Raw genomic sequence first — 14,929 nt, 5'->3', positions numbered from 1 at the left:
CGCCATGACTGCCGAAACCGTCATGACCATGACCTACCAGGCGATGAAGATCGTTCTGGCGATGGCCGGTCCGCTCCTGCTCGTCACGCTGGCCGTGGGTCTGGTCATCAGCATCTTCCAGGCCGCCACGCAGATCAACGAAATGACGCTGTCGTTCATTCCGAAGCTGCTGGCCATGTGCGGCGTGCTTGTGCTGCTGGGTCCGTGGCTGATCGGCGTCATGGTCGACTACATCCGGCAACTGATCGGCCAGATCCCCATGCTGGTGTCCTGAGCGGCGCCCGCCGCGGGACAAGGGTTGCCACGCCATGTTCTCTTTCACGCTCGAGCAGCTCAACGGCTGGATCGGCCAGTTTCTCTGGCCGTTCGTGCGTATCCTGGCGCTCGTGGCGACCGCGCCGCTGTTCTCCGAATCGCTCATTCCCGTCAAGGTCAAGATCGGCCTGGCGTTCGTGCTGGCAGTGGCCATCAGCCCGGCGCTGGACGCCATGCCGCCTGTCGCGCCCGGCTCCTACGCCGGCCTGTGGATGGTGATGCAGCAGGTGCTGATCGGCATCGCCATGGGATTCACCATGCGCATCGTCTTCGCGGCGGTGCAGACGGCGGGTGAATTCGTGGGCCTGCAGATGGGTCTGTCGTTCGCGTCGTTCTTCGATCCCAGCTCGGGCGCCAATACCGCCGTGCTGTCGCGCATGTTCAACATTGTCGCGATGCTGACCTTCCTGGCGCTGGACGGCCATCTGCTGGTGCTGGCGGCGCTTGTGCGTTCCTTCGACACCCTGCCCATCGCGATGATCCAGCTGCACCAGAACGGCTGGGGCGCGGTCGTGGAATGGGGCAAGACGGTATTCGTATCAGGCCTGCTGCTGGCGCTGCCGCTGATCTGCGCCCTGCTCACCATCAACCTGGCGATGGGCATCCTGAACCGCGCGGCCCAGCAGCTTTCCGTGTTTTCGGTGGGCTTTCCCGTCACGCTCATCATCGGCGTGACGGTGCTTGCGATCGTGCTGCCCCACGCCGGCCCCTTCCTGGAATCGCTGTTTGAATCGGGCCTGACGGCGATGAGCCGCGTCGTGGACGCGCTGGCGGGCCGATAGTTTCGCCACGTTGCCGGCGGACAGCGGCCGGCAACGCGTTCAACCGGCCGCCGCCTTTCAGTGCTGCCCCACCACGCGGAAGACGCGGATGGTCTCGCGCAGCGCGCCGGACTGATCGCCCAGTTGCGTCACCGCCCCGCCCAATTCCTGCACGAGCGCCGTGTTCTGCACGGTCATCACGTCCATCTGCGAGACGGCGGTATCCACCTGCTCGATGCCGGTCGACTGTTCCTGCGAGGCGCGCGAGATCTCGCCGATGATGGCCGTGACGCGGTGCACGGCGTCCACGATCTCCTGCATGGTCGCGCCGGCCTGTTCCGCCTGGGCCGAGCCTTCGGTCACGCGATCCACCGAGTCTTCGATCAGCGTCTTCACTTCCTTGGCGGCCTGCGCGCTCTTTTGCGCCAGGCTGCGCACTTCGCCCGCCACCACCGCAAAGCCTTTGCCGGACTCGCCGGCCCGGGCCGCTTCCACCGCCGCGTTCAGCGCCAGGATGTTGGTCTGGAACGCGATGCCTTCGATGATGGTGACGATGTCGGCGATCTTGCGCGAGCTGTCCGAGATGCCGTGCATGGTGTTGACCACCTGCCCGACGGCCACGCCGCCGCGCCGCGCCACGTCCATGCTGCTGGCGGCCAGATTGTTGGCTTGCCGCGCGTTGTCGGCGTTCTGGCGCACGGTGGACGTCAGTTGCTGCATGCTGGCGGCCGTCTGCTGCAGCGAAGCCGCCTGCCCTTCCGTGCGGCCGGCCAGTTCCTGGTTGCCGCGGGCGATGTGCACCGCGGCGTGCGTCGTACCCTCGATGCCGCGATAGACGTCCTGGGCGATGCCGATCAGGCTCTTGCGCATGACCTCCAGCGAAAACTTCAGGCTGCCCACCTCGTCATCCGAGTCCGGCACGATCTGCGTGGTGAGGTTGCCGGCGGCAACCTGGCGCGCCATGTTCGCGGCGTCGAGCATCGGACCCAGCAGCGAACGCGACAGGCTCCAGCCCATCGCGTAGATGGCGACGATACCCAGCCCGATCGCGCAGCAGCCCAGCGCCGCGCCCCACGGGCTCAGGCCGGCCCAATTGGCATGCAGGCCATACGCCCCGGCGGCGCCGACGATGGCGGACGACAGCGTGGCGTGGCGCAGCATGCGGTTGCGCACGCCGGGCTGAAACGGGAACGCCAGCACGTCCAGTCCGCGGCGCCAGCCCGCGCGCACGGGCCGGCCGCGCAGGATGCGTACGCCCTTGGCCGTGCCCTCGCGCATGCGCGCGTAGAGGTCTTCGGCCATCTCGATCTGTTCTTCCGACGGCCGCACGCGCACCGACGAATAGGCCACGACCTCGCCGTTCTCGACGATGGGCGTGGCGTTGGCCAGCACCCAGTAGTAGCCCCCATCCTTGCGGCGGTTCTTGACGACGCCCAGCCACGACTCGCCCGCCTCCAGGGTCTCCCAGAGGTCCGCGTAGGCTTCCGGCGGCATGTCGGGATGGCGCACGATGTTGTGCGCCTTGCCGATGAGTTCGTCACGGGAAAAGCCGCTGACGTCGACAAACGCCGGGTTGGCGTAGACGATGCGGCCCTTGGTATCCGTGCGAGAGATCAGATACTGGTCCTCGCGCAGCTTGGTTTCCACATTGGTGACAGGTAGATTGACGCGCACGTTTTGTCTCCAGCTGGCGCCCGATCCCCCGGCCACCATCGATTACTGTGTTTTCGTCCTGAAAAATCAGGCGTTGACATTATTTACGGTCATAAAGCGGAAAACTTAACGTGCTTATGATTTGAGTCAATGCGCATATAACTTGTAGATATAAAACAAGCCCAACCCGGAGGGCATATATTTGTTCGGGACGGTGTCTGACACCCGGGTGACGGGTTATCGGCATGTGGCGGCAATTCGGTGGGTGTCAGACACCTTGGCTCATTCCAGGTGTCTGACACCCGCCAGAGAAGACTGCCAAGCTGATGGAATGCCGCATGGGTGTCTCGGGACGGTGTCTGACACCCGGGTGGCGCGTCATCGGCATGTGGCGGCAATTCAGTGGGTGTCAGACACCTTGGCTCATTCCAGGTGTCTGACACCCGCCAGAGAAGACCGCCAAGCTGATGGAATGCCGCATGGGTGTCTCGGGACGGTGTCTCACACCTGGGTGGCGCGTCATCGGCATGGGGCGGCAATTCGGTGGGTGTCAGACACCTTGGCTCATTCCAGGTGTCTGACACCCGCCAGAGAAGACCGCCAAGCTGATGGAATGCCGCATGGGTGTCTGACACCGTGCCAACGAGCGCAAAAAAAACCGCGCCCGATCCCGCGTCAGCAGGATCGGGCGCGGCTTGGATCAAGACGATCAGTTCAGCGACGGTGCGGCATAGCCACCGAGCTGGTGCGCCGGGACTTCGATGACTTCGCCAGCGTTGATCTTGAACACAGCGACCGCTTCGGCCAGGCGCTGCGCCTGTTCCTGCAGCGAGCCGGCGGCGGCCGCGGCCTCTTCCACCAGTGCCGCATTCTGCTGCGTCACTTCATCCATCTGCGACACGGCGCGGTTGACCTGGTCAATGCCGCTCGACTGCTCTTCGGACGCCGCCGAGATCTCGCCCATGATGTCCGTCACGCGTTTGACCGAGGCCACGATTTCCTGCATCGTCGCGCCGGCGCGTTGCACCTGCTGCGAACCCGCACCCACCTTGGTCACGGAATCCTCGATGAGGCCCTTGATCTCCTTGGCGGCTTGGGCGCTACGTTGCGCCAGCGAGCGCACTTCGCCCGCCACCACCGCAAAGCCCTTGCCCTGCTCGCCCGCACGGGCAGCTTCCACCGCGGCGTTCAGCGCCAGGATGTTGGTCTGGAACGCGATGCCGTCAATGACCGACACGATTTCCGAGATCTTGCGCGAGCTGGCCGAGATGCCTTCCATGGTGTTGACCACTTCCGACACCGCCGAACCGCCGCGCTCGGCCACGTCCGACGCGCTGGCCGCCAACTGGTTGGCCTGGCGGGCGTTGTCCGCGTTCTGCTTGACGGTCGAGGCCAGCTCTTCCATCGATGCGGCGGTCTCTTCCAGCGAGGCGGCCTGCTCTTCCGTGCGGCTGGACAGGTCCGTGTTGCCGGCCGAGATTTCACGCGAACCCACGGTGATCTCGTCCACGCCACGGCGTACCGTCGACACGGTGCGCGTCAGGCTTTCCTGCATGCGCTTGAGCGCGGCGAACAGCTGGCCGATCTCGTTGTGCGAACGCACTTCCACGCGGCCCGTCAGGTCGCCGGCGGCAATCTTGTCGAAGTGCTGACCCGCTTCGACCAAGGGACGTACCACCAGGCGGCCGAACAGGATGCGGGCAAGCACCATCAGCAGCAGCGCCAGCGCAACCGCCACGCCCACGGCGATCATGGCCAGGTTGAAGTTCGCCTCGGCCTGCTCGATCGTTTCGCGCTGCTGGTCGGCGATGTACTTGTCGAATTGGCCGATCGCCTCGATGAAGGCGGCGCTGCGGGGCGTGCCGTATTCGTTGTTCACCATGTAGAACGTCGAATAGTCTTCGCTGCGCAGGGCTTCAACCATCGTGTCCACGCCGTCGTCGATGTACGAGCGATAGCGGCGCACGAGGTTCATCGACAGCTGGCGGCCAGTGTCGTCCTCGAGCATGTTCTTCTGGAAGTCGGCGAAGCGGCTGCGCACGCCGGTCAGGAGATCCGTCGCGCCCTTTAGCGAAGCGGCCGCGTCACGCGCGGAGTTTTCGCCGCTGCCCCAGCCGGATTCCTGCAGGTGGCGGGCGGCCACCATCAGGCTCACGCGGGCGCGCAGCATGTCGCTGTTGATGATTTCGACCTGCTTGGCGCGCGCCGTCAGGGCGTTGACCTCGCGGATAGATTCATAGTTGCTTTGCAGGAAGTACGCGGCCAGGCCGCCCACCGCCGCAATCAGCAGCGCGAAAAACGCCATCACCCACAGCAGCATCGTGCCAACGCGGGCATCGCGCAGCCTCAGTTTGCGCTTGACCTTGGGTGCGCGCGCGGCTTTTTTCTTGCCGGCCTTGCCGGCTTTGCCACCGGATTCGAGACTCGCTTCCATTTATTTCCCCATCCCTCAGAACTGCTCTGACCAAATGAAAAACCACCCTGTGGACACGCCCTGTTACACAGGGTATGCACTCAGGGCGACGAACATCGGGCTTGACGCCCGATGTCTTCTGCCGAACCGCAGGCTATTTGCCCTGCGGCGCCAGACCGGCCGGTTCGCCCGGGCCCGGAATGTAGATGGTTTGCACCTCGGGCTCCGTCGCAGGTTGTGCCCAGTCCTGCGTCAATGCAGGCGCGGGGGCAGGTCCCAGCAACTTCTGGCGTTCCCAAGGTTCCAGCAGAATATTGGTGCTGTCGACGAGCCGCATCAGCCGCCCATCGGGGCCGAACTGCAGCAGCGCTTCCTTACGGCTGTACAGGCCGTCGGTGACAAAGGTGATTTTGTGGGACCAAAGCACCAGCACGGTGCCGTCGCTCTGTTTGAACTGTTGGGCAGGCGGGGCGGTCAGCGCGCGCGCGGCCTCTTCCATGGTCGTCTGCCCGGGCGTCAGGGTCGACAGCTTGCTCGGGTCGAAGTTGTGACCCGTTGCTGCACAGCCAGCGACAAGGGCCGCAAAAGCGGCCGCTGCCAGAAGATGTAGATAACCTCGCATACCCTGCCTATTTGCCGGCAACGCCGGCGTCAGAAAGATTCCCAATCATCGTCCGAAGGCGCCTGCCGCCGGCTTGCGGCCGGTGCTGGCGCGGGCTTCGAAACGTCCTTTGCCACGGGTGCCGGACGCGTCGCCGCGGGCTTGCGCGGCGGGCGCGCTGCCGAGGCGCCGGCGGCCGGTTCCGGCTTGGCGCGGGCAGTGTGTGTCAGGCGCACAGCAGCGGCTGGCTTGGCGGCCGGCGCAGCGGGTTGCGGTGCAACCTCGGGCGCGGGCGCGGCCACGCGGGCGGCCGGCCGATGCTGCTGCGCCAACTGGCGCGCCGGCACTTCGATGACTTCGCCTGCATTGATCTTGAACACGGCCACCGCTTCGGCCAGGCGCTGCGCCTGGTCCTGCAGCGAGCCTGCGGCGGCCGCAGCCTCTTCCACCAGCGCCGCGTTCTGCTGCGTCACTTCGTCCATCTGCGCGACCGCGCGGTTGACCTGATCGATGCCGCTGGACTGCTCGTCGGACGCCGCCGAGATCTCGCCCATGATGTCCGTCACGCGTTTGACCGACGCTACGATCTCCTGCATCGTCGCACCGGCGCGTTCAACCTGCTGCGAACCGGCGCCGACCTTGGACACCGAATCCTCGATCAGGCTCTTGATTTCCTTGGCGGCCTGGGCGCTACGCTGCGCCAGCGAGCGCACTTCGCCCGCCACCACCGCAAAGCCCTTGCCCTGCTCGCCGGCACGCGCGGCTTCCACCGCCGCGTTCAACGCCAGGATGTTGGTCTGAAACGCGATGCCGTCGATGACCGACACGATTTCCGAAATCTTGCGCGAGCTGGCCGAAATGCCTTCCATGGTGCTGACCACTTCCGACACCGCCGAGCCGCCGCGTTCGGCCACGTCCGACGCGCTGGCCGCCAACTGGTTGGCCTGGCGCGCGTTGTCCGCGTTCTGCTTCACCGTCGACGCCAATTGCTCCATCGATGCGGCGGTCTCTTCCAGCGAAGCGGCCTGCTCTTCCGTGCGGCTGGACAGGTCCGTGTTGCCGGCCGAGATCTCGCGCGAGCCGACGTTGATTTCGTCCACGCCGCGGCGCACCGCCGACACGGTGCGCGCCAGGCTTTCCTGCATGCGCTTGACGGCCGCCATCAGCGCGCCGATCTCGTTGGTGGAATTGACGTCCACCCGCACGGTCAGGTCGCCCGCGGCGATCTTGTCGAAGCTTTCGCCCACGGCGCGCAGCGGACGCAGCACGACGCGGTTCATGAACAGGAACGCACCCAGCGACACCACCAGGATCAGCAGCGCCAGCCCGATGTAGACGTAGGTCATCATCGACGCCTGCGCGCGCGACGAACTCACCATCTGTTCGCTGAACGTGTTGATGTTGGCGGCGAAATCGGTGAGCTGCTTGAAGAACAGACCGCTGGCGGCGCCCGCCTGGGTGTTCTTGATCGACAGGTAGGTCGCGGCATCGCCCTTGTCCAGGGCGGCCATCATGCTTTGCAGGGAACCCGAAAAGCCGTTGAAGGCGGACAGCAGTTCGCCTTCCGAGGCCTTACCGATTTCGGTCGTCTTCGGAATCGCCTTGAAGGTCTCCATCTTCTTCTTGGCGTCCGCGATCAGCTGCTGGACGGTGCGCGAGTTTTCGGCAGCGCCGCTCGTGTCGCCTGCGGCGCGCTGGGCGGCGGCAATGTCGGCGCGCACGGTGGCGCGCAGCATCTGCGTGTACGAATCCTTGATCAGGTTGCTCTGCTGAACGCTCAGAGAATCCAAGGTGTTGATCGCCCGGGCGTTGGACTGCATGCTGTTCCAACCCAGGACGATGGCAACGAGCGCGGCCAATGCAACTGCCAACTGGGCCAGCATCAAGCCGGTGCGCACCTTCAGATTGCTAAACATTTCCGTAGTTCCGGTAATCGTGCTGGCGGCGCTTCGTGGCTGTCAGCACGTAAAAGGGATTTTCTCTACTGCCTGTTCAATGCATTGGCGGAACGGGTCCGTCAGAAAGACTCCCAATCGTCATCCGAGGGCGGCGGACGACGCGAGGCGGGCTTGGGCGCCGCCGCGGTCACGTCCGCGGCATCGGCGGCGCGCGGGGCCGGCCGGCGCAACGGGCGCGCGGCGGTAGCGCCCGCCGGCTTGGGCCGGGCGACCTGGGTCAGACGGGGTGCGGGCGCGGCCTTGACGGCAGGCTCGGGCTGCGTGGCCGGCGCGGCGACAGCTTCCTGCGCGGGCTTCGGCGCGGGCATCAGCGGCGCGCTGCGTTGCTGCGCCAACTGGCGCGCGGGCACTTCGATGACTTCGCCGGCGTTGATCTTGAACACGGACACGGCTTCGGCCAGGCGCTGCGCCTGTTCCTGCAGCGAGCCGGCGGCGGCCGCGGCCTCTTCCACCAGCGCCGCGTTCTGCTGCGTCACTTCGTCCATCTGCGACACCGCGCGGTTGACCTGGTCAATACCGCTGGACTGCTCTTCGGACGCCGCCGAGATCTCGCCCATGATGTCCGTCACGCGCTTCACCGAGGACACGATCTCCTGCATGGTGGAGCCGGCGCGTTCGACCTGTTGCGAACCCGCACCCACCTTGCTTACGGAGTCCTCGATCAGGCCCTTGATTTCCTTGGCGGCCTGGGCGCTGCGCTGCGCCAGCGAGCGCACTTCGCCCGCCACCACCGCAAAGCCCTTGCCCTGCTCGCCCGCACGGGCGGCTTCCACCGCGGCGTTCAGCGCCAGGATGTTCGTCTGGAACGCAATGCCGTCGATGACCGACACGATTTCCGAGATCTTGCGCGAGCTGGCAGAGATTTCCTGCATCGTGCTGACCACTTCCGACACCGCCGAACCGCCGCGCTCGGCCACGTCCGACGCGCTGGCCGCCAACTGATTGGCCTGGCGGGCGTTGTCCGCGTTCTGCTTCACGGTGGACGCCAGCTCTTCCATGGACGCCGCGGTTTCCTCGAGCGAGGCCGCCTGCTGCTCCGTGCGGCTGGACAGGTCCGTGTTGCCCGCGGAAATTTCACGCGCGCCCAGGTTGATTTCTTCCACGCCCCGGCGAACAGTCGCCACCGTGCGGGTCAGGCTTTCCTGCATGCGCTTGATCGCGCCGAACAGGTGGCCGATCTCGTTGGTGCTGCGCACTTCGATGCGGCCAGTGAAGTCGCCAGCGGAAATTTTCTCGAAATGATCGCCAGCCTCGTGCAGCGGACGCAGCACGGTGCGATTGATGAAGATCCAGCAGCCGAGCGCCAGGACCAGGGCGATGGCAAGCATCACAATGGTGACCATGCGCGAAATGTTGTGATCGGCTTCCGCCTGCGCAATGAGCTCGTCGGTACGCGTGTCCGTGAACTGCAGCACGTTGTTCACGGCCTCGCGGAACGCGGTGTTGGCGGCCCCGCCTGCGTCGTTCAGGTCCAGGTAGTCCTGGATGGCGAGGTTGGCCAGGGCAGCGGCCTGACGGCGGTAGACGTCTTCGAACTGCTTGTAAGCGACTTCCAGCTTGGCCACGAGGTCTTCGGAGCCTGCCATGCGCGGCGCCTTGCGGAACAAGTCGAACAACTTGAGGCCTTCGGCCATGAGCGTATCGGCGCGCTTGGCTTGCGACGTGGACTGTTCAGTCTTGCCCTGCTGCATGTCCATCAGCGAATTGGCAAGCAGCAGGCGGCCGCGCAGGAACGTGCTATAGGCACGCTGCAATTGCGTCGCCTGGTTGGCATAGGCTTCGTTGACCTGTCCCAGCTTGTCACTGCCGGAATTCAATCCCATCCACGCCACACCGTTCGAAATGAACATGGCGCCCGTGAAGAGCAACAGCACCAGGATGATGCAGGTGCGAACTTTTAAATTACCAAGCATGAAATATCCGAGCGTTAAGCAACGAAGAACGACACAACCTACCCTATACGCACTACGGACGCCCCGGCCCTTGGCCGGCAGCGTCCGAAAAGTGCGCCACCCGCGGCGCACGCAAGCGGCGCCGCGCTGAAAGCTACCGCATCACTTGCGGCTGAACAGGCTGGAACCCTGGATGGTCATGAACGCGGCCGAGGCCGCCTGCAATGCCACCTGGCGCAGCGCGAGCTGGCTGGCGCCGGCGTAGTAGTCCAGGTCTTCCAGATCCGACAGCGACTTCGAGTACGACAGGCCCTTCTGCGAGCCGGTGGCGTCCAGCGCCTCCAGTTCGTTCAAGCGCGCGCCCACAGAGGCGCCCACGGTCAGGACGTTGTCGTAGCTGGACGCCAGCTTCTTGTTCGCCGTCGCCAGTTCGTTGTTCAGACGGGCCAGCGCCTTCTCATCGCCCGCGATGGGCGAATCCAGCACCTTGATGAGGTTGTCCAGCGTGTTGAACATGTCCACATCGGCCGACTGAATGCTTTCAACGTCGATCACGTCGCCGTTCTGCGGCGTGCCCTTGACCACCACGGCGACACCGCCGAAGTCGATGCTGGAGCCCGGCGTGTATTGGGTCGGACCGGCCGGCGGCGCGGGCGAGGTCACCGGCGGCACGGGCGGGTTGGCGGTCGGGTCGGTCGTGATGACGCGATAGCCCATGTTGCCCGTGGCGGGATCCGATTCGAATTGCAGGCTGAAGTTCTTGCCGATATTGGGGCTGCCCGGCGTGACCGAGACGGTGCCGAACTGCGCGGTGCCGCCGTTGGTCGGCGCGGCGGTGCTGACGTAGGCGGTCGAACCCGGATTGGCGCGGCCGAAGATGTCGCTGCCCAGGTCGCTGGTGGACAGTTGGCGCGATTGGTCGACCTGCACGGTACGCTCGCCGGTGGCGCCGCTGTAGACGATTTTGCCGGTGGCATCCTGCGCGTAAGGCACGACGCCGCCTTCGTAGCCCGAGAACAGGTACTGACCGTTGCCGTCGGTGCTGTTGGCAAGGCCCAGCAGCGCGTCGCGGGCGCTCTTCAGCGCCGTCGACAGGGCCTGGCGGTCGCTGTCGGCGAACGTGCCGTTACCCGCCTGCACGACGCGGGTGCGCACGTCTTGCAGCGCGACGGTGATCGAGTCCAGGACGTTGGCTTCCTGCCCGAGGTTGGTCTTGGCCGTGTTACGGTTCAGCCCGTACGTCGTGTTCATGCTCTGCGTCTGCGCGACACCGATCGACAGGGATGCCGACAGCGGATCGTCCGCGGGCGAGAGGAACTTGCGGCCGCTGCCAACCTGTTCGACCAGGCGATTCATGTCGGATTCCTGAGCGAGAACGCCGCTCAGTCCGTTCGAGTACATCATCGTGGTGCTCAGACGCATGGTGCAGCTCCGTAATGCTTTCTAGTATTCACAGTCAACGTTCTGATCAGCCGCGCAGGCCCAACAGCGTGTCAAAAATGGTGCTTGCCACATCGATGATGCGGGCGCTGGCCTGGTATTGCTCCTGGTACAGCGACAGGCTTACGTATTCTTCGTTCAGGTTCACGCCCGACACCGCCTGCTGAGCCGCGGTCGTCTGCTTGACCAGGTTGACCTGCGCAGTGGCGGCCGTCTTGATCTGCTGCGTCTGCACCCCGACGGTGTTCACGACCTGCGCGAACATGTCGTTGATGCTCATCGTGCCGTGGCCCAGCACCTTGCTGGTCTGCAGCTGCGCCAGCTTCAGGGCGTTCTTGCCGTTGGCGTCGCCGCCGTCCGCGTCCGCCGCGGCAACCTTGTCGGGATCGGTGATCAGGACGTTGATGTCGCGGGCGGCATCGCGCGTGGGCGACAGCGACCACTTGTCGCCGGCCTGGGGCGGCGCATTGATGGTCAGCGTCAGGCCCATCTCGCTTTCAAGGTTCAGCGTGGCGGTGGGCGGCGTGCCGGTGGCCGGGCCGTTGTAGACCTGCGAGCCTTCCGGCATGCGCACGACCTGGTAGTTGGTGCCGTCGAACGAGATCTCGTAGTCCTTGGCATTGATGTTTGCCAGGTTGGTGAATTCACCCGAGATCTGCGCGTTGCTCTTGTTCTGCGTGTTCGGCACGCCCTGGGGCGAACCGATGCCGAAGAAGTCCGTGCCCGGATTGCCGCCCTGGTCCAGACCCTGCTTGTGCTGGTCATTGAACGACAGCGCCAGACCGACGGCCATCTGGCCGAGCTGGTTCTGCATGACGTCCAGGGACGAGGCGCGGAACTGCAGCAGCCCGCCCAGCTTGCCGCCGGAGATTTCCGTGTCCTTCATTTCGACCGCGATGGTCTTGCCGGTGCCCGCGGGCAGCGTGTAGGCAATGACCGTGCGGCCGGCGTCCGCGGAGGACGGCACGGCTTGCAGCGGGTAAATCGTGTTGCCCGACAGCAGCGACTGGCCGCCCTTCGTGAGCGAGATGCTGATCTTGTCGCCCTGCTCGTACGTCGTGATGCCGATGAGCTGGTTCAGTTCCATGACGGCCTGATCGCGCTGGTCGAGCAGGTCGTTGGGGGGGCTGCCGCCAGCCTTGCCGGCCGCGACGGAAATCTGTTGATTCAGGTCATCGATACGGGTCAGGTAGCTGTTGACCTGTTCCACCGTGGTGCTGATCTGCGAGTTCAGGCCTTCACGCTGCTTCTGCATCTCCTGGTAGGCCGAACGGATCTGCGTGGTCAGACTGTTGGCCTGGCCCAGCAGGTCGGCGCGCGCGGCGGGATCCGCCGGCTTGCTGGCCACCGTGTTCATGCTGGTGAAGAAATTGGTCAGACCCGGGGCGATGCCCACGGTGCGGTCGGAGAACAGGTTGTTGATCTGCGAGACCTGGTCGAGCTGGGCCTGGAGCTGCGCGCCGCTGCCGGTTGCGCCGACGAGCTGCTTGTACAGGAAGCTGTCGTAGCTGCGCACGACGGTGTCGACCTGGACGCCGCGGCCGATGTAGCCGTTGGCGGTCGCTTGCGCGCCCGCCGTCGAGGTCATGACGCGTTGGCGGTTGTAGCCGACCGTGGTGGCATTGTTGATGTTATGGCCGGTGGTGGCCAGGCCGGCTTGCGCCGCGTTCAACCCGCCCAATGCCGTTTTGTACAAATTCATGCTGACAATGCCCCGTATGTAACCGCAGCTGTTATCTCTGGATACCCCGTTTACGGCAGGGGATCACCCAAATTTAGAGTCCTTCCAACATCCGGCGCGAATTTTCCACGTTGGATGCCGCGCCCCGCAGCTGACCCATGATGCCGATGAGCTTCTGGGCGTAACGCGGGTCCGTCGCGTAACCCGCGTCCTGGATCCGGCGGGCCGCCTCGACCTCGTTGCGGGCCGTCGTCACGCTCTCGTAGCGCGGGCTGTTGCCGATCAGGCGGGCGTAGTCGGCGAACGATTCCTCGTACGACGCGTAGGCCCGGAACGGCTGCGTCACCTTGCGGGCGACGCCGTCTTCATATTCGGTGGTCAGCACGTTGACGACCTTGCCCTTCCAGCTCGCACCGGCCTTGATGCCGAACAGGTTGAAGCTGGTGCTGCCGTCCTCGTGCTTGATTTCACGCTTGCCCCAGCCGGACTCCAAGGCCGCCTGGCCCATGATGAGACGGGCCGGGACGCCGCTCTGCTGCGACGCCAGGTTGGCCGCGCGCGACATCTTGGACACGAAGTCGACCACGTGCTCGGGCGCGCCTTCGGCGGCGGCCAGCGCACGGTCGGCCGGCCGGTTGTTGCGCATCACGTTCAGCAGCGCCGACACTTCACGCGAGCCGCCGGTCTGGAAGTCCAGATCGCCGCCCTGCCCGATGCGCTTGACCGATTCGTCCGAAATCTCGCCGGGCTTGCCCTGCTGCATCTGCGCCAGGATGGCCTGGGACAAGCCAATGCCGGGCGAGGCCAAGTGCAGGGCCAGTTGCTCGTCCGCCATGGACTGCAGCATCTGCGTCTGCTGGGAGTCGAACAGGCCTTCCTTGGGCGTGGCCTCGCGCATGCGCTTGACCATCATCTGCAGGAACAGCGCCTCGAACTGCTTGGCGACCTGTTTCTGCTGCTCGGTGCCGGCGGGATCCTTCTTGACGTCGCGCTTCAGGTCTGACAGGCGGCCCATGTCAAAGACCGAATCCTGCCGGGTGTTGGTGCGTCCCGCGTCGCTGGTATAAGCCATGGCCGTCAGATGATTTCAAGTTCGGCGCGCAAGGCGCCCGCGGTCTTCATCGCCTGCAGGATGGCCAGCAGGTCCTGCGGCGTGGCGCCCAGGGCATTCAGGCCCTTGACCACGTCGGCCAGGTTGGCGCTGGTGCTCACGCGCTGCAGCGAGCCGTTGTCCTGGCGCACTTCGATCTGGGTGTTGGGCACCACCACCGTCTGACCCTGCGTGAACGGCGTGTCCGGCTGGACCACCTCGTTCTGGCGGTTGATGATGACGGACAGGTTGCCGTGCGCCACGGCGGCCTCTTCGATCATGACCGTACGGTTCATGACGACCGAGCCGGTGCGGGCGTTGATGATGACCTTGGCGACGGTTGGTGCGCGCGCGACCTGCAGGTCTTCCATCTGCGACAGGAAGCGGGCCTGCGAGCCCTGCTCCATGGGCGTGCGCACCTGGATGACGCGGCCGTCCAGCGCCGTGGCGGTGCCCTGCCCGAACTTGCGGTTCAGGGCCGTGGCCACGTTCTGCGCGGTGCCGAAGTCGGTATTGTTCAGTTCGACATGCACGTAGCCGTCGCGCGCGAACGTGGTGGGCACGCCACGTTCGACGATGGCGCCCGCGCTGATGCGGCCGCCGTTCAGCTGGTTGATCTGCACGCTGGAACCGCCCGCGGATGCACCGGCGCCGCCGACCAGGATGTTGCCCTGGGCAATGGCGTAGACCTGGCTGTCCGCGCCCTTGAGCGGCGTCATCAGCAGCGTGCCGCCGCGCAGGCTCTTGGCGTTACCCATCGAGGACACGACCACATCCAGCGTCTGGCCGGGCCGCGCGAATGCGGGCAAGGTTGTCGTGACCATGACCGCGGCCACGTTCTTCAATTGCATGTTGCTGCCGGCGGGCACCGTGATGCCCAGCTGCGACAGCATGTTGGTCAGGCTTTGCTGCGTGAAAGGCGTCTGGCGCACCTGGTCGCCGCTGCCGTCCAGGCCCACGACCAGGCCGTAGCCGATGAGCTGGTTGCCCCGGACGCCCTGGATGCTTGCCAGATCCTTGAGCCGTTCGGCGTGCGCCGCGCCGGCGCCCGCGGCCAGCCCGACGGCCACGCACACCCGCGCCAACAGGGACAGCAAGGTGGATATCGGAGTCTGTTGTTTCATG

The 14,929-nt window shown here is 65.3% G+C and carries 11 protein-coding genes; 2 read left to right on the top strand and 9 right to left on the bottom strand.

Features of this window, described 5'->3' with window-relative positions; all coding sequences use genetic code 11:
- Positions 1-4: 4 nt before the first annotated feature.
- Both fliQ and fliR read left to right on the top strand, forming a co-directional pair.
- Positions 5-274 (top strand): flagellar biosynthesis protein FliQ, encoded by a 270-nt coding sequence (gene fliQ, locus ASD71_RS23350; RefSeq protein WP_056570227.1) that lies wholly within the window; start codon positions 5-7, stop codon positions 272-274.
- A 34-nt stretch (positions 275-308) separates the two neighbouring features.
- Positions 309-1,097: a flagellar biosynthetic protein FliR gene (gene fliR, locus ASD71_RS23345; RefSeq protein ID WP_056570225.1), complete on the top strand. Its 789-nt coding sequence runs from the start codon at positions 309-311 to the stop codon at positions 1,095-1,097.
- Between the two features lie 57 nt (positions 1,098-1,154).
- Here fliR and ASD71_RS23340 read toward each other — a convergent pair whose 3' ends face one another.
- From ASD71_RS23340 to ASD71_RS23300, 9 genes are all read right to left on the bottom strand, one after another.
- Positions 1,155-2,750 carry a PAS domain-containing methyl-accepting chemotaxis protein gene (locus tag ASD71_RS23340; RefSeq protein WP_056570223.1) on the bottom strand — a complete coding sequence of 532 codons (1,596 nt, stop codon included), beginning with the start codon at positions 2,748-2,750 and terminating at the stop codon, positions 1,155-1,157.
- A 688-nt stretch (positions 2,751-3,438) separates the two neighbouring features.
- The gene (locus ASD71_RS23335; protein WP_056570221.1) at positions 3,439-5,163 is read right to left on the bottom strand and encodes a methyl-accepting chemotaxis protein; all 1,725 of its coding nucleotides are present in this window, start codon (positions 5,161-5,163) and stop codon (positions 3,439-3,441) included.
- Positions 5,164-5,296: 133 nt separating this feature from the next.
- Positions 5,297-5,764 (bottom strand): hypothetical protein, encoded by a 468-nt coding sequence (locus tag ASD71_RS23330; protein ID WP_056570214.1) that lies wholly within the window; start codon positions 5,762-5,764, stop codon positions 5,297-5,299.
- 29 nt (positions 5,765-5,793) lie between these two features.
- Entirely contained in the window at positions 5,794-7,659 is a 1,866-nt protein-coding gene (locus tag ASD71_RS23325; RefSeq protein WP_056570212.1) for a methyl-accepting chemotaxis protein, read from the bottom strand.
- A 101-nt stretch (positions 7,660-7,760) separates the two neighbouring features.
- Positions 7,761-9,614, bottom strand: a complete 1,854-nt coding sequence (locus tag ASD71_RS23320; protein ID WP_056570210.1) for a methyl-accepting chemotaxis protein — start codon at positions 9,612-9,614, stop codon at positions 7,761-7,763.
- A gap of 141 nt (positions 9,615-9,755) precedes the next feature.
- Positions 9,756-11,015, bottom strand: a complete 1,260-nt coding sequence (gene flgL / locus ASD71_RS23315) for a flagellar hook-associated protein FlgL (protein ID WP_056570208.1) — start codon at positions 11,013-11,015, stop codon at positions 9,756-9,758.
- A gap of 46 nt (positions 11,016-11,061) precedes the next feature.
- Positions 11,062-12,735 carry a flagellar hook-associated protein FlgK gene (gene flgK, locus ASD71_RS23310; RefSeq protein WP_056570207.1) on the bottom strand — a complete coding sequence of 558 codons (1,674 nt, stop codon included), beginning with the start codon at positions 12,733-12,735 and terminating at the stop codon, positions 11,062-11,064.
- A gap of 73 nt (positions 12,736-12,808) precedes the next feature.
- Positions 12,809-13,786: a flagellar assembly peptidoglycan hydrolase FlgJ gene (flgJ, locus tag ASD71_RS23305; RefSeq protein WP_056570206.1), complete on the bottom strand. Its 978-nt coding sequence runs from the start codon at positions 13,784-13,786 to the stop codon at positions 12,809-12,811.
- A 5-nt stretch (positions 13,787-13,791) separates the two neighbouring features.
- Positions 13,792-14,928 carry a flagellar basal body P-ring protein FlgI gene (locus ASD71_RS23300; RefSeq protein ID WP_056570204.1) on the bottom strand — a complete coding sequence of 379 codons (1,137 nt, stop codon included), beginning with the start codon at positions 14,926-14,928 and terminating at the stop codon, positions 13,792-13,794.
- Position 14,929 lies beyond the last annotated feature (1 nt).

The sequence above is a fragment of the Achromobacter sp. Root565 genome (assembly GCF_001427425.1).
GTDB lineage: Bacteria > Pseudomonadota > Gammaproteobacteria > Burkholderiales > Burkholderiaceae_B > Achromobacter > Achromobacter spanius_D.
This window is presented reverse-complemented; position numbering and strand designations above follow the sequence as displayed.